We start from the raw sequence: 23,087 nt of genomic DNA, 5'->3' as shown, positions 1-23,087 counted from the left end.
GCGTAAATTGTGCTGCGCTGCACAAAAGTTCAGGGCCTCTTGGCGGCTCTCACCCCCTGAGACGCGGAAGGTGTACAAATGTACACCATGAGCCAGAACGACTTTCCCTCCCTGCCACCCCAGCGCGCCGCCGTGCTGGACTTCCTGCGTCGCGAACTGGCCGCGGGGCGGGCGCCCAGCCTGGCGGAGATCGCCGATGAGTTCGGCTTTTCCTCGCGCAATGCCGCGCAGAAGCATGTCCAGGCGCTGGTCGCCGATGGCCTGCTGGAGCAGGTACCGGGCCGCAAGCGCGGGCTGCGGCTGCCTGGCGGCGGGGCGGACCTGCTGCCGCTGCCGGTGCTGGGCCGGGTGGCGGCCGGCCTGCCGATCAGCGCCGAGGGCGTGGCCCGGCTGGGCCCGGTGGGCGAGGGCGGGGAGGCGCTGTGGCTGGACCGGCGCCTGTTCTCGCCGCGGCCGGACTACCTGCTGCGGGTGCAGGGCGATTCGATGATCGAAGACGGGATCCTCGACGGTGACCTGGTCGGCGTGCACCGCACCCCCGAGGCCCGCGACGGCCAGACCGTGGTGGCACGGGTGGATGGCGAGCTGACCATCAAGCGCCTGCAGCGCGGGGCGGACCGGATCCGCCTGCTGCCGCGCAATCCGGCCCATGCCCCGATCGAGGTGCATCCGGGCCAGGACTTCGCCATCGAAGGCGTGTACTGCGGCCTGGTGCGAAGGGGTTGAGATGGCCCAGGTCGTTGCCATCGACAGCCTGCTGGCCGCGCGCACGCTGTGGCATGCCGGGCGCAGCGCCCGGCTTCCGGCCGACGGCGAGCCGAGCGGGCACGCGGCGCTGGACGCGCGCCTGCCGCATGGCGGCTGGCCGCGGCGCGCGCTGACCGAGCTGCTGCTGCCGGCCAACGGCGTGGGCGAACTGGCGCTGCTGCTGCCGACCATCGCGCGCATGACTGCCGCCGGCGGCACCGTTGTGCTGGTCGCGCCACCGTTCATTCCCTATGCCCCGGCCTGGCAGGCCGCCGGCGTGGACCTGGCCGGGCTGCACGTGGTCGATGCCTCCCCGCGCGATGCGCTGTGGGCGCAGGAGCAGTGCCTGCGCAGCGGCGCCTGCGCGGCGGTGCTGGGCTGGCCGCCGGGTGGCGACGACCGTGCCCTGCGCCGGTTGCAGGTGGCTGCCGACAGTGGTGACTGCTGCGGCTTCGTCCTGCGCGACCGCCGCCATGCCGCCAATGCCTCGCCCGCGGCGCTGCGGCTGCTGCTGGAGGATGGCGGCTGGCGGGTACTCAAGTGCCGGGGCGGGCAGCCGCCCTCGGGGCTGGTGCAGCTGGCGCACTGACATGCCCTTGCATGTCGTCCAACTGCCGTGGAATCCGGCCGGCCTTCCCGTCCCCGGGTGCCGGCACGGGGAGGGCGGCTGATGCTCTGGGCCTGCATCCTGCTGCCGCAGCTGGCGCTGGACGCGGTGCTGCGCCGCCATCCCGAACCGGAGGCGCCGCTGGCCCTGGTCGGCGGTCCGGCGCAGCTGCGCAGCCTGCATGCGGTCAACGCCGCCGCGGCGGCAGCGGGGCTGGTGCCGGGCATGCGCCTGGCCGCCGCGCACGCGCTGCTGCCGCAGTTCGCGATGGTCGATTACGACCCCGCGGCCGAGGCGCGCGTGCACCGCTTCCTCGCCGCCTGGGCCTACCGCCACAGCTCGCTGGTCAGCGCCCAGTGGAACTCGGCCATCGTGCTGGAGGCGCGCGCCAGCTTCCGCCTGTTCGGACCCTGGCCGCGGTTCGAGCGGCGCCTGCGTGGCGAACTGGAACAGCTGGGCTTCCGCCATCGCATCGCCCTGGCCCCGACCCCGCGCGCGGCGCGGGTGCTGGCGGGCCTGCGCGATGGCATGGCGGTGATGGATGCAGCGGCCTTGCCGGCATTGCTCGACCGTGTCCCGGTGCGACGCGCGGTGCTGCCCGGTGACGCCGGCACGCGGCTGCAGCGCATGGGCATCCGCACCCTGGGCCAGCTGCGCGCGCTGCCATCGGATGCGCTGCGCCGCCGCTTCGGCCAGGCGCTGCTGGAACACCTGCAGAAGCTCTATGGCGAAGCCGACGATCCGCTGGAGTGCTACCAGCCGCCGGAGCATTTCGACGAACGCGTCGAGCTGGGCTACGAGGTCGAGACCCATACCGCGCTGCTGTTCCCGCTGCGGCGCCTGGTCGGCGACCTGTGCACCTACCTGTCGATCCGCGACGGCGGCGTGCAGCGTTTCGTGCTGCGGCTGGAACACGAGCAGGGCCATACCGACGTGGAGGTGGGCCTGCTGGCACCGGAGCGCAGCGCATCCATGCTGTTCGAGCTGGCGCGCGGGCGCCTGGAGCGGGTGGAGATCGAGCGCCCGGTGGTGGGCATGCGCCTGCTGGCGCGGCACCTGCCGCCGTTCGTGCCGGCGATGCAGGACCTGTTCGCGCAACGCGCGCAGCAGGCGCTGGACTGGCCGCAGCTGCGCGAGCGCCTGCGTGCGCGCCTGGGCGACGAGTCGGTGTACCGGGTGGCGCCGCAGGGCGATCCGCGTCCCGAGCGCGCCTGGTGCCGGGTGACCGGCGACGAGGCGAAGGTGCCTGCCGCGCCGCCGCGTCCACCACGGCCCACCTGGCTGCTGCCCGAACCGGTGCCGCTGCACGATCCGCGCCTGCAGGTGCTGTCCGGCCCGGAGCGGCTGGAAAGCGGCTGGTGGGACGGGGGCGACGTGCGCCGCGACTACTACGTGGTGCGCACCGGGCGCGGCCAGCGTGCCTGGGCGTTCCGTGCCGCCGGCGCGCGCGAGGGCGGCTGGATGCTGCACGGGTGGTTCGCATGAGCTGGGACGACGCCATCGACGGCGTGGACCGGGAAACCCCTGGCGCCCGCGTGCCGCGCTTCCGCCAGGTCGCCTGGCGCCTGGCCCGGCGCGAGGCCGGCGCGCTGGAGGCGGCCAACGACGACGCGCCGGTCGCCGAAGACGGCCTGCCGGCCTATGCCGAGCTGCACTGCCTGTCCGAGTTCTCGTTCCTGCGCGGCGCCTCCAGTGCCGAGGACCTGTTCGCGCGCGCGGCGCAGTGCGGCTACGAGGCGCTGGCGATCACCGACGAATGCTCGCTGGCCGGCATCGTCCGTGCCTGGGAGGCAGCGCGCGCCACCGGGGTGAAGCTCATCGTGGGCAGCGAGTTCGCGCTGGACTGCGGCCTGCGCTGCGTGCTGCTGGTGCAGTCGCGCGCCGGCTATACGCGCCTGTGCGAGCTGATCACCACCGGTCGGCGCAATTCGGCCAAGGGCAGCTACCGGCTCTCGCGCGCCGACGTGGAGCGGGTGGTGCGCATGCCGCCGCCGGGCGTGGAAGCCGGGGAGGTGGCAGGCGAGGGCTGCGGCCTGTTCGCGCTGTGGTTGCCGGGCGCCGAACCCGATCCGGCGCAGGGGCGCTGGCTGCGCCTGCTGTTTGGCGAGCGCGCGTACCTGGCGGTGGAGCTGCACCGCGAGCAGGACGATGCCGCGCGCCTGGCCCGGCTGCAGGAACTGGCGGCACGGCTGCAGATGACGGCGGTGGCGGCGGGCGACGTGCACATGGACGTGCGCCGGCGCCGGGTGCTGCAGGACACGCTGACCGCGATCCGCCACAACCTCACCCTGGCCGAATGCGCCGACCGGCTGTTCCGCAACGGCGAGCGCCACCTGCGCACGCGCCGCGCGCTGGCGGCGATCTATCCGGCGCCGCTGCTGCAGGCTTCGGTGGAACTGGCGCGGCGCTGCCACTTCGACCTCAAGGAAGCCGGCTACGTCTATCCGAAGGAACTGGTGCCGCCGGGGCATACCCCGACCAGCTGGCTGCGCCAGCTTACGGAAGAGGGCATGCGCCGGCGCTGGCCGGAGGGCGTGCCGCCGAAGGTGGCCGCGCAGATCGAGGAGGAACTGGCGCTGATCGCCGAGCTCAAGTACGAGGCGTTCTTCCTCACCGTGGAGGACATCGTCCGTTACGCCCGCGGCAAGGGCATCCTCTGCCAGGGCCGCGGCTCCTCGGCCAACTCGGCGGTGTGCTTTGCCCTGGGCATCACCGCGGTGGATCCGGCGCAGACCCGCCTGCTGGTCTCGCGCTTCCTGTCCAAGGCACGCGACGAGCCGCCGGACATCGACGTGGACTTCGAGCACGAGCGCCGCGAGGAAGTGCTGCAGTACGTGTATGGCAAGTACGGGCGGCGGCGCGCGGCGCTGGCGGCCACGGTGATCCGCTACCGCGGCAAGAGCGCGGTGCGCGACGTGGCCAAGGCCTTCGGCCTGCCCCCGGACCAGATCGGCCTGCTGGCCGAATGCTTCGGCTGGGGCAATGGTGCCGCGCCGATGCGCCAGCGCCTGTCCGAGGCCGGGTTCGATCCGGACAACCCGCTCATCAACAAGGTGCTGGCGCTGGCGGCGATGCTGGAAGGCATGCCGCGCCACCTGTCCCAGCACGTGGGCGGTTTCGTGATCTCCGACGCGCCGCTGTCGACCGTGGTGCCGGTGGAGAACGCGGCCATGGCCGACCGCACCATCATCCAGTGGGACAAGGATGACCTGGAGACGATGGGCATGCTCAAGGTCGACTGCCTGGCGCTGGGCATGCTCACCTGCATCCGCAAGGCCTTCGACCTGGTGGAGTGGTACCGCGGCGTGCGCCTGGACATGGCCACCCTGCCGCGCGAGGACCCGGCCACCTACGAAATGCTGCAGGCCGCCGACAGCGTGGGCGTGTTCCAGGTCGAATCGCGCGCGCAGATGGCGATGCTGCCGCGGCTGCGGCCGAAGACGTTCTACGACCTGGTGGTGCAGGTGGCGATCGTGCGCCCCGGGCCGATCCAGGGCGGCATGGTCCATCCCTACCTGCGCCGGCGCATGGGCAAGGAGCCGGTTAGCTATCCCTCCGAGGGGGTAAAGCAGATCCTCGGCAACACCCTGGGCATCCCGCTGTTCCAGGAGCAGGTGATGGAGCTGGTGATCCATGCCGGCTACACGCCGGAGGAGGCCGACCACCTGCGCCGCTCGATGGCGGCCTGGGGGCGGGGCGGCGACATGGAGCCGCACCGCCTGAAGATCCGCCGGCTGATGGAAGGCAAGGGTTACGGCAGCGGGTTCATCGACCAGCTGTTCGAGCAGATCAAGGGCTTCGGTTCCTACGGCTTCCCGCAGAGCCATGCGGCCTCGTTCGCCAAGCTGGTCTATGTCAGCGCCTGGCTCAAGCGCCACGAGCCGGCGGTCTTCGCCTGCGCCCTGCTCAACTCGCAGCCGATGGGCTTCTACTCGCCCAGCCAGATCGTGCAGGACGCGCGGCGCGGCCGCGGTGGACGCGAGGGAGTGGAGGTGCGGCCGGTGGACGTGGCCTGCAGCAGCTGGGATTCGACCCTGGAGCCGCTGGGCGAGGGCAGGCAGCCGGCGATCCGGCTGGGCCTGCGGCTGGTGGCGGGCCTGTCGGAAAGCGCGGCGCAGGCGATCGTCGATGCGCGGCGCTGGCGTCCCTTCAGCGACGTGGCCGACCTGTGCCGGCGTGCGGGACTGGATGCGAGGGCGCGCCAGGCCCTGGCCGAAGCGGGCGCGCTCGATGGCCTGGCCGGCCACCGCAATGCCGCGCGCTGGGCGGTGGCCGGGATCGAGCCGAAACGGCCGCTGCTGGATACCAGCCCGGATGAAACCCGCATCGAACTGCCGGCGCCGCGCCTGGGCGAGGAGCTGCTGGCCGATTACCGCAGCACCGGCCTGAGCCTGCGCGCGCATCCGATGGCGCTGCTGCGCGCGCAGATGGTGCAGCGGCGGATCCTGGGCGTGCGCGAGCTGCGGCAGCGCCGCCATGGCAGCGGCGTGCACGTGGCCGGCCTGGTCACCCAGCGGCAGCGGCCGGCCACGGCCAAGGGCACGATCTTCGTCACCCTCGAGGACGAGCACGGCATGGTCAACGTGATCGTGTGGCCGGACCTGGCCGTGCGCCAGCGCAAGCCGCTGCTGCAGTCGCGGCTGATGGCCGTGCGCGGACGCTGGGAACGGGTGGACGGCGTGGAGCACCTGATCGCCGCCCACCTGGAGGACCTGAGCCACCTGCTGGGCGGGATGCAGGTCGAATCCCGCGATTTCCACTGATCAACCGCGCATTGCGCAAGGAGGGCGACATGGACCTGTTCGACAACGGACCGCAGACCCTGGTGGAGGACGCCGAGGGCGGTATCCGCTACTGGGCGGAGTTCCTGCCGCCTGCGCTGGCCCGGGAATGGTTCGAGGCGCTGCGCGACGGCTGCCGCTGGCAGTCCGCGCGCAGGCCGATGTACGACCGCGTGGTCGACGTGCCGCGGTTGATGGCCTGGTATGCGCTGGACGAAGTGCCTGGAGGGCTGCCCCTGGGCCAGATGCTGGAACGGGTGAGGGCGGTGGTGCCCGGCGGCTACACCAGCGTGGGCCTGAACTTCTATCGCGACGGCAACGACAGCGTGGCCATGCACAACGACAAGCTGCACCAGCTGGTGCCGGGACAACCGCTGGCGCTGGTCTCGCTCGGCAGCGCCCGGCGCATGAACATCCGTGCCAAGGCCGGTGGCCGCGCGCTGGGCATCGACCTGGAGCCGGGCAGCCTGCTGGTGATGAGCCACGCCAGCCAGACCACCCACGAGCACGGCATCCCCAAGACCGTGCGCCCGGTGCCGCCGCGCATGAGCGTGGTGTTCCGCGCGCGGCCGCAGGTGACGCGGGCGCGGGACCCCTGGCAGATGCACGCGCCGGAAGCGGAGGGTACGCAGGCAAGCGCGGATGCGCGCGACCGCGCGCCCGGGGCGCGGCAGCCGCCGGTGCGGGGCGCGGCACCGGAGAAGATGGCATGAGCCGCCGGCGCATGGGCGAGGCGGCCGCGATGTCTCCGGCGTTTGCGGAAACCGTGGCGATCGACGGCCGCTGCTTCGCCTACGTGTTCCCCTGCGCCTGGGAGGACCACTGCAAGATCGGCTTCTCCGCCGATCCGCTGGGGCGGATCGCGGCGCTGCACCCGCGCTGGTTCGGGTTCTTCGACCTGGAAGGCGGGATGCTGGTGGAGGCCGAGTCCATCCGTGACGCGCGCGACCTTGAGCTGGAGCTGCGCGCAGGACTGGGCGGGTACAACGCGCCGGCGCCACTGGCGATCCGGGTTCCGGCTGGCGGGCATACCGAGTGGTTCCGCGGCGTGTCGGCGCTGCTGGCCGAGCGCGTGGCGACCCTGGGCGCGCGTGGCTATCGCACGTATCGACTGGGCGACTGGCTACAGGCGGCGCTGCAACAACGCGCGGACCGACTGCACGAGTGGACCCTGGTGCAGCTATCGGTGGACGAGCTGGAAGGCCTGGCCGGTCCCACGCCGGCGCAGCAGCGGGTACGTGATGCGCTGGATGCGTGCAGCGCGCTGGGCGTCGGGCTGGAGCCGCGGCTGGCTCCGTCCGTCCTGGCCTGGTATCGCGGGCCGGGTTGCGGCTCGCGCGCAGTGGCTGGCAGCCAAGCTGCCGGGGGCGGCGACATCTGATTCCCCTCACGTCACCCCGGCGGAAGCCGGAGCGACGGGTGTTCCGCTCTCCCTTCGGGTGGCAGGACATGCTCGCGCGCCTCCGGCGCGCATGTCCTCGCCGCTTCCCGTGGAGACGGCCGGGGCGCGAGCGGGGGCGGAGGAAAGGGACGGGCGCCGAGGCCGTTGCCGGGCGTAGCGAGGCTGGTGTCTTGGCGCGGGTGGTTCGGGTGTCCATCCCGGATGCGGCCTTTGGCCTTATCCGGGCTACGTGTCGTAGCCCGGGTAAGCGAAGCGCACCCGGGTTCCCTTCCCCCCACCCCTCCCCCGGAAGGGAGGGGCCTGGTGCTCAGCGGGCTGGCTTTTTCGCGGTCCGGCGCGTGGATTTCTTCGTAGCCTTCCGGGTGGGAGACTTGCGCGCGCCGGTCCTGGCTGCGGCCTTTTTCGTAGCGGACCTCTTCGCGGCCTTCTTCGCTGCCGTCTTCTTCGCGGGGCTGCTCTTGCGCGTGGTGGTCTTCTTTGTCGCCTTCTTCGCCGCGCCCTTGCGGGGGGGCAACTTCCGGGCCGCGGTCTTGCGTGCGGTCTTCTTTGCAGCGGTCTTCCGGGCGGTCTTCTTCGCGGGGCTCTTGCGCGCAGCGGCGGTCTTCTTCGCCGCTTTCTTCGTCGCCTTCCGGGCCGTGGATTTTGCTGCGCTGCTCCGGCTGGCGGTCTTCTTCGTGGCCTTCTTCGACGTCTTCCGCGCGCTACCTGTCGCCTTCTTCGCCGTTGCCTTCTTCGTCGCGGATTTCTTCGCGGACTTGCGGGCGGCGGATTTCCTGCCCGAGCCGGACTGCTTGCCGCCGCCGTCCTGCTTGTTGACGGTGGCCCAGGCGATGCGCTCGGCGGTGTCCTCGCTGCGGCCGCGCTCCTTCTCGCTGTCCTCGATGTGCTCGGCCTGGCGCTTCTGCTTGTCGGTATAGCTGGACTTGTCACCACGTGGCATTGGCTTGCTCCTGCGATGCACCGGTGCGTGCGGCCACAGGAAAACGCCATCGGGGTAAGGCATCCGTGAAATGCACGGGCTTCGTTGCAACGCATCGCCGGGCGATCGGCGGCGATGCGCCCGCCGGTCACCGCCATCCGCGCAAAGGAAAGCCCCGCATCGCGGGGCTTCCCGTGGCTGCTCCCGGCGCGCCGCGCGGCGCGCGATCCTTGCTCAGCGGAAGCGGATCTCGCCGGCGAAGGTGATGGTGTCCACGTCCACGTTGACGCCGTTGGATTCGGCGCGGCGGCGGTCGTAGTTCAGGCCCAGGCCCCAGCGGCGGCTGAAGTCGTAGCCGGCACTGATGCCGTAGTACGGCTTGGTCGAGCTCTCGTCGTCGACGATGTCGAAGCGGTCCTCGCGCAGCTGCAGGGTGACGCGCGCCAGGCCGGCGCGGGCGCCGACGAAGAAGTCGGTTTCCTGCGGGCCGAAGTGCTTCTTGGCGACGATGCCGGCGCCGACGGTGACCAGGTCCAGGTCGTAGTCGCGGCCCAGGTACTCGGTGTACAGCGAGCCGACGTGGCCCTCGACGGCGAGGTTCGGGGTGAACCAGTAGCCGCCGCCGACCAGCAGCGCGATGTCGTGGTCGCTGCCGCGGAAGTAGCGGCCGTAGCTGACTTCGATGTCGCTGTTGCCGGCTTCGGCGCGGACGAAGGGCTGGCCGGCGAGGGCCTCGGTCGACAGGGTGCCAAGGGCCAGGGCCGCAGCCAGGGCCAGGATGTTCTTCATGTATGACCTTCCAGTGGTTTTCTCGGTATGCCCGTCCGGGCGGCGCGCACTTTGGCCGGCAGGTCCAGCAGTGTCAGGAATTTGTCAAAGGTTCGGGCGCAGGGGCGCCCAAGCTGCGAAAATGAGGTGCCCAGACCAGCGCGTCGTGGCGGCAGCGGCCGCCAGCGGCTGGCACGTTCCGGAAAGGAGGTCCGGGCGGTCCTGCCAGGCGCGGGCTTCCCCCATCCGTGTTCGAGATTTGTCGTGTCAAACCCCCCGAAAGAGCGCCGCCGGTCCAACGCTCCCGTGGACCCGCAGCAGCTGGTCGCCGGCCTCACCCCCGGACAGCAGGCGACCGTGGAAACCATGCGCCATTTCCACTGGGAACTGCGCTTCGTGCGCCGCCCGCTGTTCCAGCCGCCGATCCCGTTCCTGTTCGACCGCGACGGCAAGCGCTACGTGGTCCTGCGCGAGGACGGCAGCATCGACGAGCATCCGGACCTGCCGCTGCGCGACTGAGCCGCGCAAAAAGAAGGCCCCGCCGTAGCGGGGCCTTCTGGCGGCAACGCGGGCGCCCGGATCAGGCGCCGGCTTCTTCCTTGTACGCGTCCACCGGGATGCAGGCGCAGAACACGTTCTTGTCGCCGTAGACGTTGTCCACGCGCGAGACCGGCGGCCAGTACTTCTGCTTCTTCAACGACGGCAGCGGGAACGCGGCCAGCTCGCGCGGGTAGGCGTGCTTCCACTCGCTGGCCGACACCTGCTGCGCGGTGTGCGGGGCGTGCTTGAGCGGGTTGTCCTCGCGGTCCAGGCGGCCGTCCTCGATCGCGCGGATCTCCTCGCGGATCTGGATCATGGCGTCGATGAAGCGGTCCAGCTCCTGCTTGGACTCGCTCTCGGTCGGTTCGACCATCAGCGTGCCGGCGACCGGGAAGCTCAGGGTCGGGGCGTGGAAGCCGAAGTCGACCAGGCGCTTGGCGATGTCCTCGGCGCCGATGCCGGTGGCCTTCTCCAGCGGGCGGATGTCGAGGATGCACTCGTGCGCGACCAGGCCGTTGCGGCCGGTGTAGAGCGTCCTGTAGTGCGGGGCCAGCCTCTTCGAGATGTAGTTGGCGTTGAGCAGGGCCACCTGGGTGGCCTTGCGCAGGCCGGCGGCGCCCATCATCGCGATGTACATCCAGCTGATCGGCAGGATCGAGGCGCTGCCGAAGCTGGCCGCGCTGACCATGCCGACCTTGCCGTCGCCGCCGAGCGTGCGCGGCAGGAACGGCGCCAGGTGCGCCTTCACCGCGCACGGGCCCACGCCCGGGCCGCCGCCGCCGTGCGGGATGCAGAAGGTCTTGTGCAGGTTCAGGTGGGAGACGTCCGAACCCCACTTGCCCGGCTTGGCCAGGCCGACCAGGGCGTTCATGTTGGCGCCGTCGGTGTACACCTGGCCGCCGTGGGCGTGGATGATCTGGCAGATCTCGACCACGTCCTCCTCGAACACGCCGTGGGTGGACGGGTAGGTGATCATGATCGCGGCCAGGTTGGCCGAGTGCTGTTCGGCGCGGGCGCGCAGGTCCTCCAGGTCGATGTTGCCGTTGGCGTCGCACTTGACCACCACGACCTTCATGCCGGCCATCTGCGCCGAGGCCGGGTTGGTGCCGTGCGCCGACTCGGGGATCAGGCACATGTTGCGGTGGCCCTCGCCGCGGCTGGCGTGGTAGGCGCGGATCGCCAGCAGGCCGCTGTACTCGCCCTGGGCGCCGGAGTTGGGCTGGAAGCTCACCGCGTCGTAGCCGGTGCACTCGGCCAGCATCGCCTCCAGCTCGGACACCAGCTGGGCGTAGCCCTCGGCCTGGTCGGCCGGGGCCAGCGGGTGGACCTGGCTGAACTCCGGCCAGGTGATCGGGATCATCTCCGAGGTGGCGTTGAGCTTCATGGTGCACGAACCCAGCGGGATCATCGTGCGGTCCATGGCCAGGTCCTTGTCCGACAGCGAGCGCATGTAGCGCAGCAGCTCATGCTCGCTGTGGTAGGTGTTGAACACCGGGTGCTGCAGGAACGGGCTGGTGCGCAGCAGCTCGGCCGGTAGCGCGTCCGGGGTGGCGGCGTCCAGCGCGTCGATGGCGATGCTGGCGCCGAACAGGCCGGCCAGGGCGGCCAGGTCGGCGCGGGTGGTGGTCTCGTCCAGGCTGATGCCCACCGCCTCGCTGTCGATCTGGCGCAGGTTGATGCCGGCCTCGCGGGCGCGGGCCAGGATCGCGCCGGCGTCCACGCCCTTCACGTGCAGGGTGTCGAAGAAGCGCCCGCCGACCTCGATCCCGGCATTGCGCAGGGCCGCGGCCAGGATCGCGGCCATGCGATGGGTGCGGCGGGCGATCCGGGTGAGGCCCTCGGGGCCGTGGTACACGGCGTACATCGAGGCCATCACCGCCAGCAGCACCTGCGCGGTGCAGATGTTGGAAGTGGCCTTCTCGCGGCGGATGTGCTGCTCGCGGGTCTGCAGGGTCAGGCGGTAGGCCGGGTTGCCCTCGGTGTCCACCGACACGCCGATCAGGCGGCCGGGCATGGAGCGCTTGAACGCGTCGCGGCAGGCCATGAACGCCGCGTGCGGGCCGCCGAAGCCGAACGGCACGCCGAAGCGCTGCGAGTTGCCGACCACGATGTCCGCGCCCCATTCGCCCGGGGCGGCGATCAGGGTCAGGGCCAGCAGGTCGGTGGCCACCGCGACCAGGCCGCCGCGCGCGTGCACGGCCTCGGCCAGGGCATGATGGTCGCCGATGTGGCCGAAGGTGTCCGGATACTGCAGCAGCACGCCGAAGCACTCGGCGTCCATCGCCTCCTCCGGGGTGCCCACGCGCAGGGTGATGCCCAGCGGCTCGGCGCGGGTGCGCAGCACTTCCAGGGTCTGCGGATGCACGGCGTCGTGCACGAAGAAGGTGTCCGACTTCGACTTGCCGGCGCGCTTGGCCAGGGTCATGGCCTCGGCGGCGGCGGTGGCCTCGTCCAGCAGGGAGGCGTTGGCGATCTCCATGCCGGTCAGGTCGGCGCACATCTGCTGGAAGTTCACCAGCGCTTCCATGCGGCCCTGCGAGATCTCGGCCTGGTAGGGCGTGTAGGCGGTGTACCAGGCGGGGTTCTCGAGGATGTTGCGCAGGATCACCGCCGGGGTGTGGGTGCCGTAATAGCCCTGGCCGATGAAGCTGCGGAAGACCTTGTTCTTCCTGGCGATGGCGCGGATCCGGGCCAGCGCCTCCTCCTCGGTCAGGCTGCCGCCCAGGGCCAGCGGCTCGGCGGACTTGATCCCGGCCGGGACGATGGCGTCGGTCAGGGCCTCCAGCGAGTCGTGGCCGACGGCCTGGAGCATGGTGGCGATTTCGGCGTCGTTGGGGCCGATGTGGCGGCCGACGAAGGCGTCGTGCTGCTCGAGTTCGCGCAGGGAGGAAGCGTGCTGGGACATGGAGAGCGGTCCGGACAGGGCAGGAATGGAGGCCGCGCACGGGCGCGGCGGGGTGCCCCTCTGTCCTTTTGCCTGAGAGTTTGGAAGCCGCGCGGACGAGGTCGCGTGCTTCGTGCCCCTTCGGCGCCGGCGCTGGCGCTCTCGCGTGGCCGGTCTCTCCAGAGTGTTTGCAGCGGCGGTGGTATCGGGCCTGAGCGATTACGGGCGTTTGCGCCTTCGGCAGCCGGCCGGGGCCGGCTTCTCCCACCAGGTACAGCGTGGCGATTATACCGTGGCCGCGGCGGCGGGCAGGCCGGGGGCGGCGGCACCCGGGGGCAGCCGGACAGGGCAAGCCCGCCAGCGCCGCCGGGTGCAGCGGGGATGGGCGCTTGGCTTACCATGGCCATCCTTTCGGGACCGCGGCCCATGACCTCCGATCCGGACCACGCCACTGCAGCAGCGACCATCGCCATTCCGGAGCCGGCCGCGGTAGCCGCGGCGGCGGAAACCGCGCCCGCGGGCGGTGCCATGGGGCCAGCCGCACCCAGCGCGATCGACCGCCTGGTGCGCCTGCTCAAGCGCGAGCCGGTGCTGGTGGTGTCGCTGGTCTATGCGCTGGTGTCGGCCATGGGCATGTGGTCGCACTACTGGTTCTACCGCCGCCTCGACTTCCCGATCCTGGAATACCTGCAGGGCGCCGACCTGTTCGTGATCGGCCTGCGCCGGCCGGACTACTTCCTGGTGGTGCTGGCGGTGCTGGCCTTCGTGCGGGTCAGCCTGGTCCCGGTGCGCTGGGCCGCGCGCAATCCGGAGCGCGCACGCGCGCTGGCGGCGCGCCACCCGTGGATCCGCTGGGTGTTCCTGTTCCCGGACGACAGGAAGCGCTGGCTGGTGTCCGGGCTGTCGTTCGAGACCCAGCTGGTGCTGTTCGGCCTGGTGCTATCGCTGCAGTACCTGCTGGTGTGGAGCGTGCTCAATGCCAACCGGGTGGTGGAGGGCCGCTCGGACCTGCCGCAGGTGCGCCTGACCCTGGCCGGGGCCGACGCTCCGGTCCCCGGGCAGGCGCGGCTGCTGGGCACCACCAGCGCCTACGTGCTGGTGTGGTGGCCCGGGCCGAAGCAGGTGGAAGTGTTCCCGGTGGCCAACCTGGCCCGGATCGAGCAGGTGCGCGCGCCGGAAGGCGGGCAGCCGGCGCATGATGCCGAGCTGCCCGCGGACGCGGCGCCCGGCGCCGAAGCCGCGGATGCCGGGGCGGCTGCGCCCGCGGCCGCCGATGCGATCCAGCCGGCCCGGGAAGGTGGCCCGTCCCGATGAGCGCACGCAGTACCCGGACCCTGACCCTGCTGCTGGCCGGCCTGGCGATGTTCGGGCCTTTCTCGATCGACACCATCTTCCCGGCCTTCCCGCAGATGGCCGCGCAGTTCGGCGCGGACAAGGTGGCGATCCAGCAGACCATCAGCGTCTACCTGATCTCCTACGCGCTGATGAGCGTGGTGCATGGTCCGCTGTCGGACGCACTGGGACGGCGGCGGGTGATCCTGGCCGGCCTGGTGGTGTTCACCCTGGCCTCGGCCGGCTGCGCGCTGTCGCGCGACCTGCCCACGCTGCTGGCGTTCCGCGCGCTGCAGGGGCTGTCGGCCGGAGTCGGCCTGATCGTCGGCCGCGCGGTGATCCGCGACGTGCTGCAGGGCGACGACGCGCAGCGGCTGATGAGCCAGGTCTCGGTGATCTTCGGCATCGCCCCGGCGATCGCGCCGATCATCGGCGGCTGGATGCTGGGTGCCGGGCGCTGGCCGCTGATCTTCTGGTTCCTGGCCGCGTTCGGCCTGATGCTGCTGGCGAGCGTGGGCCGCTGGCTGCCGGAGACCCATCCGCCGGAACTGCGCCTGCCGCTGCAGCCGCGGCGGCTGCTGCGCGACTACGCGGCGATCGGCGCCAACCCGCGTTTCCAGCGCCTGGCCGCGGCCGGTGCGCTGAACTTCGCCGGCATGTTCCTGTACATCGCCTCGGCGCCGGCATTCCTGATGGACCTGCTTGGCCTGGGCGAGCGCGAGTTCGCCTGGCTGTTCATCCCCACCATCGGCGGCATGACCCTGGGCGCGTTCCTGTCCGGGCGCCTGGCCGGGCGCTGGCCGCCGGGCCGGCAGGTGGGCGCGGGCTTCGCCTGCTCGGCCACCGCCGCCGCGCTCAACGTGGCCTACAACGTGCTGGCGCCGCCGATCGCGGTGCCGTGGGCGGTGCTGCCGATGAGCCTGTTCGCCTTCGGCGTGGCCCTGGTGTTCCCGGTGCTGACCCTGGCGATCCTGGACATGTACCCGCGCCAGCGCGGCGCCGCCTCCTCGCTGCAGGCGTTCTTCCAGCTGGTGCTCAACTCGCTGGTCGCCGGCCTGCTGTCGCCGCTGCTGAGCCACCACGGCCTGCACCTGGCGCTGGGCATGGCCGCGTTCGTGGCCGGCGGCTGGGCGATCTGGCGCTGGGAGTCCAGCGTCGCCCGGCGCGCGCGGCCGCCTGCCTCCCCGCCGCCCTCCGGCCCGATGATCGAGCCGGGCGAGCAGCTCTGACCTTCCTTCCTTCCCCCCGGAGATCCCGATGTCCATCCAGTCCAAGGCCCGCCGTGACGCGCGCAAGCGCAAGGCCGAACGCGAGCGCAACCGCGCCCGGGCCGGGCGCCCGCCGATCGAACCGCATGCCGAGCTGCGCGACCGCGACGGCAACCTGCTGGCCGGCGTGGTGCGGCAGGGCGGGGTCTGGGTGCTGGGCATGGACGGGCGCATCGCCGGCAGCAGCGACAGCGCCGCGCAGATGCTGATGCTCATGCGCCGCGCCCAGCGCCTGCACGAGGAGCAGGGCGTGCCGGTGAAGCTGGTGTACTCGGACGTGCTGCGCGACGAGGCGGCGCTGGAGGCGGCGGCCAACGGCAAATCGCCGGAGGAGTACGAGCAGCAGCTGGAGGCGGAGATGGCCTCGGCGCGCCCGGTCGATGGCGAGGACGAGGGCGAGCGGCAGGAACCGGATACCTCCGGCCCGGCGCTGCACTGAGTCCCGCCCGCCGCAAAGGCAAGGGCCGGCTTGCGCCGGCCCTTGCTGTTTGCAGCTTCCGTCGGCCCGCCTCAGGCGTCCTTGGCCGGGGTCGCGGCCGCGGGCGCCGCCTGCGCCGCCGGCGCCTGCCAGCCGCAGGACTTGCCCTGGTTCTGCTGCTGCAGCCATTCCTGCAGCGGGGCGAAGTACTCCAGCACCGCGCCGCCGTCGATCCGCTCGCTGCCGGTCAGCTCCTTGAGCGTGGCCTGCCACGGCTGGCTGGCGCCGCGCGCCAGCATGGCGCGGAACTTCTCGCCGGCGGCCTCGCTGCCGTGGAAGCTGCATTCGTACAGCGGGCCGGTGTGGCCGGCGGCCTCGCACAGCGACTTGTAGAACTGGAACTGCAGCAGGTGCGCCAGGAAATAGCGGGTGTACGGGGTATTGCCCGGCACGTGGTACTTGGCACCCGGGTCGAAGAACTCCTCGCCGCGCGGCTGCACCGGGGCCACGCCCTGGTAGCGCGCCTTCAGCTCCCACCAGGCCTGGTTGTAGCGGTCCGGGGTGATCGAGCCGTCGAACACGCCCCAGCGCCAGCGGTCGATCATCAGCCCGAACGGCAGGAACGAGACCTTGGCCAGGGCCATGCGCATCTGGGTGTTGATCAGCGCCTCGTGGCTCTGCGCCTGGCCCTGGACCAGGCCGATCGACTCCAGGTACTTCGGCGTCATCGCCAGCACGATGGTGTCGCCGATGGCCTCGTGGAAGCCGTCGTTGGCGCCGTTCTGGAACAGCGGCGGCTGCGGGTTGTAGGCCAGGTCGTAATAGATGTGGCCCAGCTCGTGGTAGATGGTGGTGAAGTCTTCCTCGTTGGGCTTGATGCACATCTTGGTGCGCACGTCCGGCGACTTGCCGTCAGCGCCGCCCATGTTCATGTCCCAGGCGCTGGCGTGGCAGACCACGTCGCGGTCCAGCGGCTTGATGAACTGGCTCTTCTCCCAGTAGCTCTCCGGCAGCCGGGGCATGCCCAGGGAGACGTAGAAGTCCTGGGCGCGCTCGGTCATCGCCTTGGCCATGGCCAGCTGTGCCTCGCGCTCGGCCTCGAAGCGCTCGCGCGGGCCGGGGCTGGGGCCGCGGCGGTGCAGGGCGGCGCTGAGCAGCTGCTGGTACTGGCGCTCCAGGGCGGCGGTGATGTCCAGGTCGCCCACGCCCTTGTACGGCTGCAGCATGTCCCAGAGGTTGCCCCAGTCCTGCTGCCACATGTTGCCCATCAGGTGCGCCGGCAGCAGGCCCTCGCCGACCACGCCGCGTTCCACGCCGTAGGTCTGCTGCAGCTTGTCGCGGGTGTAGCAGTGCAGCTGCTCGTACAGCGGGCGCACCTGCTCCCACAGGCGGTCGGTCTCGGCGGAGAAGGCGTCCGGCTCCATGTCGTAGCCGCTGCGCCACATCGCGCCGGTGTCGGCGTAGCCCAGTTCGCGGGCGCCCTCGTTGACCAGCTCGACGAAGCGGACGTAGTCCTCGCGCATCGGTTGGGCGATCGAGTGCCAGCCGGCCCAGGCGTCGAGCTGGGCGTCGTAGTCGCGGCTGGAGCGCAGCACGTCCTCCAGCTCGCCCAGCTGGCGGCACTTCCTGGCCGCGCCTTCGCCGCTGCAGTAGGTGCCGGCGCCGTAGGCGCCTTCCATCTTCGCCGCGATCCGGGTCAGCTCGGCCAGCTTCTCCGGGTCGCGCGGGGCGGGCATGGCGGTGGCCTGCTTGAGCAGGTTGAGGGCGCGCCGGCTGTCGTCGGACATCGGCTGGCCCTCGAACTTCTTCGCTTCCTCGATCCAGGCATTGAGCTGGGCCAGGGCGCGCTCGTTGGCCTTGGCCGCCACCAGCTGGCTGTCGTCGTTGATGTAGGTCGAGGACAGCCACTGCGCGGAAGTGAGCTCCGGATAGGCGGCCTTGAACTCGGCGTTGATGCGCGCGACGAACTGGTCGGCGGTCTCGCCGTTCTCGGCCCGGGCGGCGGGCTTTTCCTGTTCCGGGCTGGGCGTCTTGCGGCAGGCCGACAGCGACAGCAGGCCGGCGGCCACGGCGATGGCCAGCAGCAGGGGGCGATGGTTCACGAGGGGTCCCTTTGCGTGAGTGCGACCGGCGAAGGCTAGAGGCCCGGGATGGCACTGGCAAGGCGCGGCGCGGGGACCCGTCTTCTCCCCTCGGGGGAAGCGGCCCCGAAGGGACGGACGAGGGGCGGACGGGGCCCCCGGGACATCGCCGCCCTCAACCCCACTCCATGGGGCGAGGCGGGCTTACTGGCCGCTGGCGCAGCCGGCGAACAGGTCGCGCGAGCGATCGTAGACGGAGGTCCTCACCTGCATGAGGCCCAGCACCGAGTGGAACAAGTTGTCCTGGTCGGCGCGCCCGTTCGCACGCTGGCGCAGGCACTTCAGGTCGAGCCCGCGGTCCTGCGCGAATTCCGGCGAAAACCACATCACCATGGGCACGCGGGTCTGCTCGGCCGGCGCGATCGCGTAGGGCACGCCATGCAGGTAGAGGCCTTTCTCGCCGAGCGACTCGCCGTGGTCGGAGAGATAGATCATGGCGGTGTCGTAGTCGGGCAGGGCGCGCAGCGTGCCGATCGCGCGGTCCAGAAAATGGTCGGTGTACAGGACCGTGTTGTCGTAGGTGTTGACGATCTGCTCGCGGCTGCAGTTGCCCAGCTCGGCGGTGTCGCAGGTCGGCGCGAAGCGCCGGAACTGCGCCGGGTAGCGCTGGAAGTAGGCCGGGCCGTGGCTGCCGAGCTGGTGCAGCACCACCACGCGGTCGCCCGGCCTGGCGCGCACCTGCGCGGCGAGGTCGTCGAGCAGGATCTCGTCCATGCAGCGCCCGTCCTTGCACAGCCCGGGCTTCTTCGCGTCGTCGAGCTGCTGGATCTGCAGGCCTTCGCACACGCCCTTGCAGCCGGACTGGTTGTCGCGCCACAGCGTGGCGATGCCGGCGTGTTCGAGCACGTGCAGGAGCGACTGGTGGGCGCGGATCTTCGCTTCGTCGTAATCGTGGCGGCCGAACGGCGAGAACATGCACGGCACCGAGACCTCCGTGCTGGTGCCGCACGAGTGCATGTCGGGGAAGTTGATCACCCCGGTCTGCGCCAACTTGGGCGTGGTCTGGCGCGCATAGCCGTTGAGGCCCCAGTTCTGCGCGCGCATGGTCTCGCCCAGCACGATCAGCAGCAGGCGCGGGCGGCTGCCCGGCGCGCGCGGGGTCGCCATCGCATCGTGCTCGATCGGCAGCTTCGGCTTGTGCTTGATCGGCGAGTCGGTCTTGAGGACCTGCATGAGCGCGACCAGGTAGTTGACCGGCGTGGCCAGGTAGCGCACCTCGCGATGGTTGCGCATCAACGCCGACAGGCCCTGGAACGACAGCATCGAACCGGCGGCGCCGACCGCCGCGATGGCCGCCAGGAACAGCAGGCGCACGCCGAGCGCGCGGCTCCAGCTGCGGCGGCGCAGCCGCACCCGCCACAGCACGGCGATCGGGAGCGCCGCGTAGAACAGCAATGGCCACAGCAGCGCGGGCGTGAGCAGCTCGCGCGATTCCTTGTGGTCGGTGTTGAGCACGTTGCGCAGCATGTCCGCGTCCAGGTAGACGCTGTAGCTGTTCATGTAGTGCGTGGCGAACGCGGTGGTGACGAACAGCAGCGTCAGCAGCGGCTTGGCGTTCCAGCGCCACACCAGCAGGCCGAACAGCAGCGCGTGCACGGAGACCAGCAGGAAGAACAGCGACGCGGCGAAGCCGATGTCGCCGGGATGCGTCGCGAGCGACGCATGCCAGAACATGCGGTTGCAGGCGAGCGCGAAGAATACGCTGCTGCCCAGCACCAGCGTTTCCACCGACACTTCGGGTCGGTGCGTCCAGTCGAGCGCGCGCAGGCGCGAGAGCACGCCGCTGCGGGGCAACGAGAGGCTCATGCGGTTTCTCCCGCCGCGCCGGCCGCGGCGCTGCGCGCCCGCGGGCGCAACAGCCACAGGTACAAGCCGAGCGACACGCCCCAGCAGACCGCCAGGGCCCACAGGTCGTGGGAGAGGAAGTGCGCGCCGCGCAGTTGCTGGGAAACGCCGAACAGCAACCCGGCGCCGAGACCGATCGCCAGCCCGGCCTTGCGCCAGCGCGGGCGGACCGCCAGCGCGGCGAAGTACAGCGCGACCCAGGCATAGCCGCCGCTGGCATGCCCGGCCGGGAAGCAGCCCGACGCCGGAACGCCCTGGCGCGATTCGAACAGCCCGTAGAAGGCGTGGGTGCCGCCGTAGCTGGCCAGGTCCCACGGGCAGTCCATGTGCGTGGCTCCCTTCAGCAACGATACCGCCGCGGTCGAAAGCCCCACCGCCAGCACCACGTACAACGCCGGGCGCGACCAGGCGTTCCAGCGCGGCGAGCGCCGCGCATACAGGCCGAAGACCAACAGCGCCAGCGCCGCGGCGGTGCTGGCCTGCTTGCCGCCGCGATGCACGAGCTTGGCGGTGAACCAATGGTCCTTGAGCAGCCAGTGCCCGCCTTCGGCGTGATAGATCTGCGTGGCCAGCCATTGGTCGACGCCGCCGGCCGTCAGCAGCGCGCTCAGCGCCAGCACCGCCGCCAGCGGAATCCACAGGTGGGTGGCGACGAAGCGGCTGTACGGACGGAGAACGGGGAAGGCATCCGTGGCGGATGCAGGCATCAGGTTCATCGGGCGCCAACGGGCAAAAGGCCGTTTCCGGCAATGGCGGGCATGATCCGGGCCGGTTTGTCGGAAAGCGGTCGGACAACCGTTGCCCAGCGCTTAACCTCAGACAACGTCCCCGGCGGTTCAGTTGCCGTTGTCGTCGCCCGCGCCGGCCTGGTCTTTCGCGGGCGTCACGCAGCCCGGCTTCAGTGCACTGCCCGGCACCAGTTGCCAGGCATTGCGGTTGGACTCGCCGATGTCGATCGCCTGCGCGCGGTCCACGCAGGGGCTCATCGCGTCGCGCAGCACGAACAGCCAGCGCCGCTGCGGCGCCTGCGCCACCCAGTCCGCGGCGCGTGCCCATTGCACGTCCCAGGGCTGCTTGAAGCCGAAGTCCACCGCCGGCCGGTCCGCCTGCAGCAGGTTCTGCTCGCGCCAGGCGATCATCCCCAGTTCCGCGCCGGGGCCGATGCGCTCGCCCACGCGCTGCATCAGGCCGGCCGCCGAGCTGTAGGGATCGAGCGCCACCATCAGGCCCAGGCCATGGATCGTCCACAGCAGCGCCGTGGTGGCGACCACCAGCGCGCCGGCGCGTCGCAGCCGCGCCCAGGCCGCGAGCAGCAGGACAGGGATGGCGAAGGCGAGCAGCCAGGCGCCGAACACCTGCATCGCCGCCGGGTCGATAGCGCGCTTGAGCGCGCCCCGCATCGCCCATCCGGCCTGCATGCACAGGCCGGCGCCGACCGCCAGCGCGGCCAGCGCCAGCAGCCAGACATAACCGGCCAGGACCCAGCGGGTCGCGCGCCTGCGCAGCAATCCGGGCAGCAGCGGCGCGGCAGCCACGGCCAGCGCCGGCAGCATCGGGAAGATGTAGACCTCGCGCTTGCCGGGGCTCGCGCTGAAGAACGCCAGCACCAGCACGCTCCAGCCGAGCAGCAGCCAATGGCGCGGATCGCCGCGCCGCAGGCGCCGCCGCCAGGCCGGCAGCAGTTGCGGCAGCAGCAGGCAGCCCGGCAGCCACAACGTGGCGATCACCTGCAGGTAGTACCAGGCCGGCTGCACGTGGTGCCAGGCCGCGGTGTAGCGCGTGCCGGTCTGCTTGAACAGCAATTCGTGCGCATAGGCGCGCAGGCTGGGGTCGGGAGCCTGCCATAGGGCGATCGCCAATGGCAGCAGCCACACCGCCGTGCCGGCGACGAAGGCCGGGACCGCGCCCAGCCATGCCGGCCATGCGCCACGCACCGCGTCCGCGCGATGCCGGTGGCGCCAGGCCGCCCACGGCAGCAGCACCAGCAGCGGCAGGAAACCCACGCCCTTGGTCACCGTGCCCAGCCCGGCGGCGAACGCGCCCAGCGCCCAGGCCGGCCAGTCGGGGCCGCGCAGCAGGTGCCGCAACAGTCCCCACAGCGACAGCGTGGTCATCGCCACCAGCACCATGTCGATCTGCGCGCGCTTGGCCAGCACCCCGAACTGCAAGGTGGCGAACAGCGCCAGCACCGCGTAGTGCGCCACGCGCCGGTTCCAAAGCCGGCGCGCCAGGTCCCAGGTCAGCCACAGGGTCGCCAGCGCCGCGAGCAGCGAAGGCAGCAGGAAGGCGACGCGCCAGTCGCGCACCAGTTCGAACGCGCCGGCCTGCATCCACATGAACACCGGCGGCTTTTCCGCGTACAACTCGCTGCCCCGGTGCGGCAACAGCCACCGCCCGCTCTGCACCATCGCGCGCGCGGCGAGCACGAAGCGGGGTTCGTCCGGCGGGTTAGGCTGGCGCAGCCCCAGCCCGGCCAGCAGGGAGAGCACGATCGCCAGCAGCGCGGCGCGGTAGGCCCAACGCCGCCGCCGCTCCAGGGGTGTGATGGAAGTCTGCACGTTGGAATGCGGGCAAAACGGGCGCAGACTATGCCGCGGCGAGCGTGGGAAGTTTGTCGGAACCTGCCGTTTCGACGCGCTTCCGACATCGCCCGGCTACGATGCACGACCACATCTTTCCCGGAGACCGACGATGCGGCTGCTCGTCATCGAGGACAACCGCAATCTGGTGGCCAACCTGTTCGACTATTTCGAGGCGCGCGGCCATACCCTGGATGCCGCGCCGGACGGCATCACCGGCCTGCACCTGGCCACCACGCAGCCCTACGACGCCATCGTGCTGGACTGGATGATGCCGCGCATGGACGGCCCGGAAGTGCTGCGCCGGCTGCGCGAGGAACACCTGTCCGAACTGCCGGTGATCATGCTGACCGCGCGCGACGAGCTGCCCGACAAGATCGCCGGCTTCCGCGCCGGCGCCGACGACTATCTCACCAAGCCGTTCGCGCTGCCCGAGCTGGAAGTCCGGCTGGAAGCGCTGCTGGTGCGCGCGCAGGGGCGTGGCCGCAGCAAGATGCTGACGGTCGGCGACCTGAAGCTGGACCTGGCGACGCTGGAGGCCAGCCGCGCCGGCAAGCCGCTGCACCTGTATCCCGCCTGCCGCAAGCTGCTGCAGGTGCTGATGCAGGCCAGTCCGGCCGTGGTCACCCGCGAGAAGCTCGAACAGGCCCTTTGGGGCGACGAGCCGCCGGACGGCGACATGCTGCGCTCCCACATCTACGACCTGCGGCGCAGCGTGGATGGCCCGTTCGAGGAGAAGCTGATCCACACCCTGCCGCGCGTCGGCTACCGGCTCGGCCCCGCCGGGCACCAGGAACGCCTGCATGCCGAATAGCCCGCGTCGCGCCCTGAACCGCAAGCGCGGGGCCCCGCCGGC

18 protein-coding genes and 1 riboswitch are annotated in these 23,087 nt (G+C 71.3%); of the genes, 11 read left to right on the top strand and 7 right to left on the bottom strand.

Annotated elements, in window-relative coordinates:
- Positions 1 to 87 precede the first annotated feature (87 nt).
- From lexA to EIM47_RS13785, 6 genes are all read left to right on the top strand, one after another.
- Positions 88 to 726 carry a transcriptional repressor LexA gene (gene lexA / locus EIM47_RS13810; protein ID WP_037034608.1) on the top strand — a complete coding sequence of 213 codons (639 nt, stop codon included), beginning with the start codon at positions 88 to 90 and terminating at the stop codon, positions 724 to 726.
- 1 nt (position 727) lies between these two features.
- The gene (gene imuA / locus EIM47_RS13805; RefSeq protein WP_019398626.1) at positions 728 to 1,336 is read left to right on the top strand and encodes a translesion DNA synthesis-associated protein ImuA; all 609 of its coding nucleotides are present in this window, start codon (positions 728 to 730) and stop codon (positions 1,334 to 1,336) included.
- A gap of 81 nt (positions 1,337 to 1,417) precedes the next feature.
- The gene (locus EIM47_RS13800) at positions 1,418 to 2,839 is read left to right on the top strand and encodes a DNA polymerase Y family protein (protein ID WP_125077234.1); all 1,422 of its coding nucleotides are present in this window, start codon (positions 1,418 to 1,420) and stop codon (positions 2,837 to 2,839) included.
- Complete coding sequence (locus tag EIM47_RS13795) at positions 2,836 to 6,117, top strand: error-prone DNA polymerase (RefSeq protein ID WP_164514619.1); 3,282 nt, start codon at positions 2,836 to 2,838, stop codon at positions 6,115 to 6,117. Before EIM47_RS13800 ends, EIM47_RS13795 begins: the two co-directional genes overlap by 4 nt.
- Positions 6,118 to 6,146: 29 nt before the next feature.
- Positions 6,147 to 6,848: an alpha-ketoglutarate-dependent dioxygenase AlkB gene (locus EIM47_RS13790; protein ID WP_240626245.1), complete on the top strand. Its 702-nt coding sequence runs from the start codon at positions 6,147 to 6,149 to the stop codon at positions 6,846 to 6,848.
- A 29-nt stretch (positions 6,849 to 6,877) separates the two neighbouring features.
- Positions 6,878 to 7,516, top strand: coding sequence for a GIY-YIG nuclease family protein (locus tag EIM47_RS13785; protein WP_125077271.1), 639 nt, complete (start codon positions 6,878 to 6,880; stop codon positions 7,514 to 7,516).
- Between the two features lie 328 nt (positions 7,517 to 7,844).
- Here EIM47_RS13785 and EIM47_RS13780 read toward each other — a convergent pair whose 3' ends face one another.
- Together EIM47_RS13780 and EIM47_RS13775 are read right to left on the bottom strand one after the other, a co-directional pair.
- Complete coding sequence (locus EIM47_RS13780; RefSeq protein WP_125077233.1) at positions 7,845 to 8,477, bottom strand: HupB; 633 nt, start codon at positions 8,475 to 8,477, stop codon at positions 7,845 to 7,847.
- 213 nt (positions 8,478 to 8,690) lie between these two features.
- Positions 8,691 to 9,245 (bottom strand): outer membrane beta-barrel protein, encoded by a 555-nt coding sequence (locus tag EIM47_RS13775; protein WP_125077232.1) that lies wholly within the window; start codon positions 9,243 to 9,245, stop codon positions 8,691 to 8,693.
- A gap of 285 nt (positions 9,246 to 9,530) precedes the next feature.
- Here EIM47_RS13775 and EIM47_RS13770 point away from each other — a divergent pair, with 285 nt between their 5' ends.
- Positions 9,531 to 9,743, top strand: coding sequence for a hypothetical protein (locus EIM47_RS13770; RefSeq protein WP_019399438.1), 213 nt, complete (start codon positions 9,531 to 9,533; stop codon positions 9,741 to 9,743).
- Between the two features lie 61 nt (positions 9,744 to 9,804).
- Here EIM47_RS13770 and gcvP read toward each other — a convergent pair whose 3' ends face one another.
- Positions 9,805 to 12,669, bottom strand: coding sequence for an aminomethyl-transferring glycine dehydrogenase (gcvP, locus tag EIM47_RS13765; protein WP_125077231.1), 2,865 nt, complete (start codon positions 12,667 to 12,669; stop codon positions 9,805 to 9,807).
- Between the two features lie 50 nt (positions 12,670 to 12,719).
- A riboswitch (glycine riboswitch) is annotated at positions 12,720 to 12,841 on the bottom strand.
- Between the two features lie 233 nt (positions 12,842 to 13,074).
- On the opposite strand from gcvP, the gene EIM47_RS13760 reads away from it, so the two are divergent.
- Genes EIM47_RS13760 through EIM47_RS13750 form a run of 3 tightly spaced genes read left to right on the top strand, consistent with a single transcriptional unit; the run spans position 13,075 to position 15,687 of the window.
- Positions 13,075 to 13,962, top strand: coding sequence for a hypothetical protein (locus EIM47_RS13760; protein ID WP_125077230.1), 888 nt, complete (start codon positions 13,075 to 13,077; stop codon positions 13,960 to 13,962).
- Positions 13,959 to 15,209: a multidrug effflux MFS transporter gene (locus EIM47_RS13755; protein ID WP_125077229.1), complete on the top strand. Its 1,251-nt coding sequence runs from the start codon at positions 13,959 to 13,961 to the stop codon at positions 15,207 to 15,209. Before EIM47_RS13760 ends, EIM47_RS13755 begins: the two co-directional genes overlap by 4 nt.
- 28 nt (positions 15,210 to 15,237) lie before the next feature.
- Positions 15,238 to 15,687, top strand: a complete 450-nt coding sequence (locus tag EIM47_RS13750; protein WP_125077228.1) for a hypothetical protein — start codon at positions 15,238 to 15,240, stop codon at positions 15,685 to 15,687.
- A 71-nt stretch (positions 15,688 to 15,758) separates the two neighbouring features.
- Here EIM47_RS13750 and EIM47_RS13745 read toward each other — a convergent pair whose 3' ends face one another.
- From EIM47_RS13745 to EIM47_RS13730, 4 genes are all read right to left on the bottom strand, one after another.
- Positions 15,759 to 17,768 carry a M2 family metallopeptidase gene (locus tag EIM47_RS13745; protein WP_019399443.1) on the bottom strand — a complete coding sequence of 670 codons (2,010 nt, stop codon included), beginning with the start codon at positions 17,766 to 17,768 and terminating at the stop codon, positions 15,759 to 15,761.
- A gap of 183 nt (positions 17,769 to 17,951) precedes the next feature.
- Positions 17,952 to 19,613 (bottom strand): phosphoethanolamine--lipid A transferase, encoded by a 1,662-nt coding sequence (locus EIM47_RS13740; protein WP_125077227.1) that lies wholly within the window; start codon positions 19,611 to 19,613, stop codon positions 17,952 to 17,954.
- Positions 19,610 to 20,368 carry a phosphatase PAP2 family protein gene (locus EIM47_RS13735; protein ID WP_125077226.1) on the bottom strand — a complete coding sequence of 253 codons (759 nt, stop codon included), beginning with the start codon at positions 20,366 to 20,368 and terminating at the stop codon, positions 19,610 to 19,612. Before EIM47_RS13735 ends, EIM47_RS13740 begins: the two co-directional genes overlap by 4 nt.
- 120 nt (positions 20,369 to 20,488) lie before the next feature.
- Entirely contained in the window at positions 20,489 to 22,210 is a 1,722-nt protein-coding gene (locus EIM47_RS13730) for a glycosyltransferase family 39 protein (RefSeq protein WP_125077225.1), read from the bottom strand.
- Between the two features lie 133 nt (positions 22,211 to 22,343).
- Here EIM47_RS13730 and EIM47_RS13725 point away from each other — a divergent pair, with 133 nt between their 5' ends.
- Complete coding sequence (locus EIM47_RS13725; protein ID WP_125077224.1) at positions 22,344 to 23,045, top strand: response regulator transcription factor; 702 nt, start codon at positions 22,344 to 22,346, stop codon at positions 23,043 to 23,045.
- Positions 23,046 to 23,087: the final 42 nt, after the last annotated feature.

This window comes from Pseudoxanthomonas sp. SGT-18 (genome assembly GCF_003931645.1).
Taxonomy (GTDB): Bacteria; Pseudomonadota; Gammaproteobacteria; order Xanthomonadales; family Xanthomonadaceae; genus Pseudoxanthomonas.
This window is presented reverse-complemented; position numbering and strand designations above follow the sequence as displayed.

Excerpts from the sequence above, each read along its gene's own strand:
- lexA (WP_037034608.1), top strand. The coding sequence starts at position 88 with ATGAGCCAGAACGACTTTCCCTCCCTGCCACCCCAGCGCGCCGCCGTG.
- imuA (WP_019398626.1), top strand. The coding sequence starts at position 728 with ATGGCCCAGGTCGTTGCCATCGACAGCCTGCTGGCCGCGCGCACGCTG.
- EIM47_RS13800 (WP_125077234.1), top strand. The coding sequence starts at position 1,418 with ATGCTCTGGGCCTGCATCCTGCTGCCGCAGCTGGCGCTGGACGCGGTG.
- EIM47_RS13795 (WP_164514619.1), top strand. The coding sequence starts at position 2,836 with ATGAGCTGGGACGACGCCATCGACGGCGTGGACCGGGAAACCCCTGGC.
- EIM47_RS13790 (WP_240626245.1), top strand. The coding sequence starts at position 6,147 with ATGGACCTGTTCGACAACGGACCGCAGACCCTGGTGGAGGACGCCGAG.
- EIM47_RS13785 (WP_125077271.1), top strand. The coding sequence starts at position 6,878 with ATGTCTCCGGCGTTTGCGGAAACCGTGGCGATCGACGGCCGCTGCTTC.
- EIM47_RS13780 (WP_125077233.1), bottom strand. The coding sequence starts at position 8,477 with ATGCCACGTGGTGACAAGTCCAGCTATACCGACAAGCAGAAGCGCCAG.
- EIM47_RS13775 (WP_125077232.1), bottom strand. The coding sequence starts at position 9,245 with ATGAAGAACATCCTGGCCCTGGCTGCGGCCCTGGCCCTTGGCACCCTG.
- gcvP (WP_125077231.1), bottom strand. The coding sequence starts at position 12,669 with ATGTCCCAGCACGCTTCCTCCCTGCGCGAACTCGAGCAGCACGACGCC.
- EIM47_RS13760 (WP_125077230.1), top strand. The coding sequence starts at position 13,075 with ATGACCTCCGATCCGGACCACGCCACTGCAGCAGCGACCATCGCCATT.
- EIM47_RS13755 (WP_125077229.1), top strand. The coding sequence starts at position 13,959 with ATGAGCGCACGCAGTACCCGGACCCTGACCCTGCTGCTGGCCGGCCTG.
- EIM47_RS13750 (WP_125077228.1), top strand. The coding sequence starts at position 15,238 with ATGTCCATCCAGTCCAAGGCCCGCCGTGACGCGCGCAAGCGCAAGGCC.
- EIM47_RS13740 (WP_125077227.1), bottom strand. The coding sequence starts at position 19,613 with ATGAGCCTCTCGTTGCCCCGCAGCGGCGTGCTCTCGCGCCTGCGCGCG.
- EIM47_RS13735 (WP_125077226.1), bottom strand. The coding sequence starts at position 20,368 with ATGAACCTGATGCCTGCATCCGCCACGGATGCCTTCCCCGTTCTCCGT.
- EIM47_RS13725 (WP_125077224.1), top strand. The coding sequence starts at position 22,344 with ATGCGGCTGCTCGTCATCGAGGACAACCGCAATCTGGTGGCCAACCTG.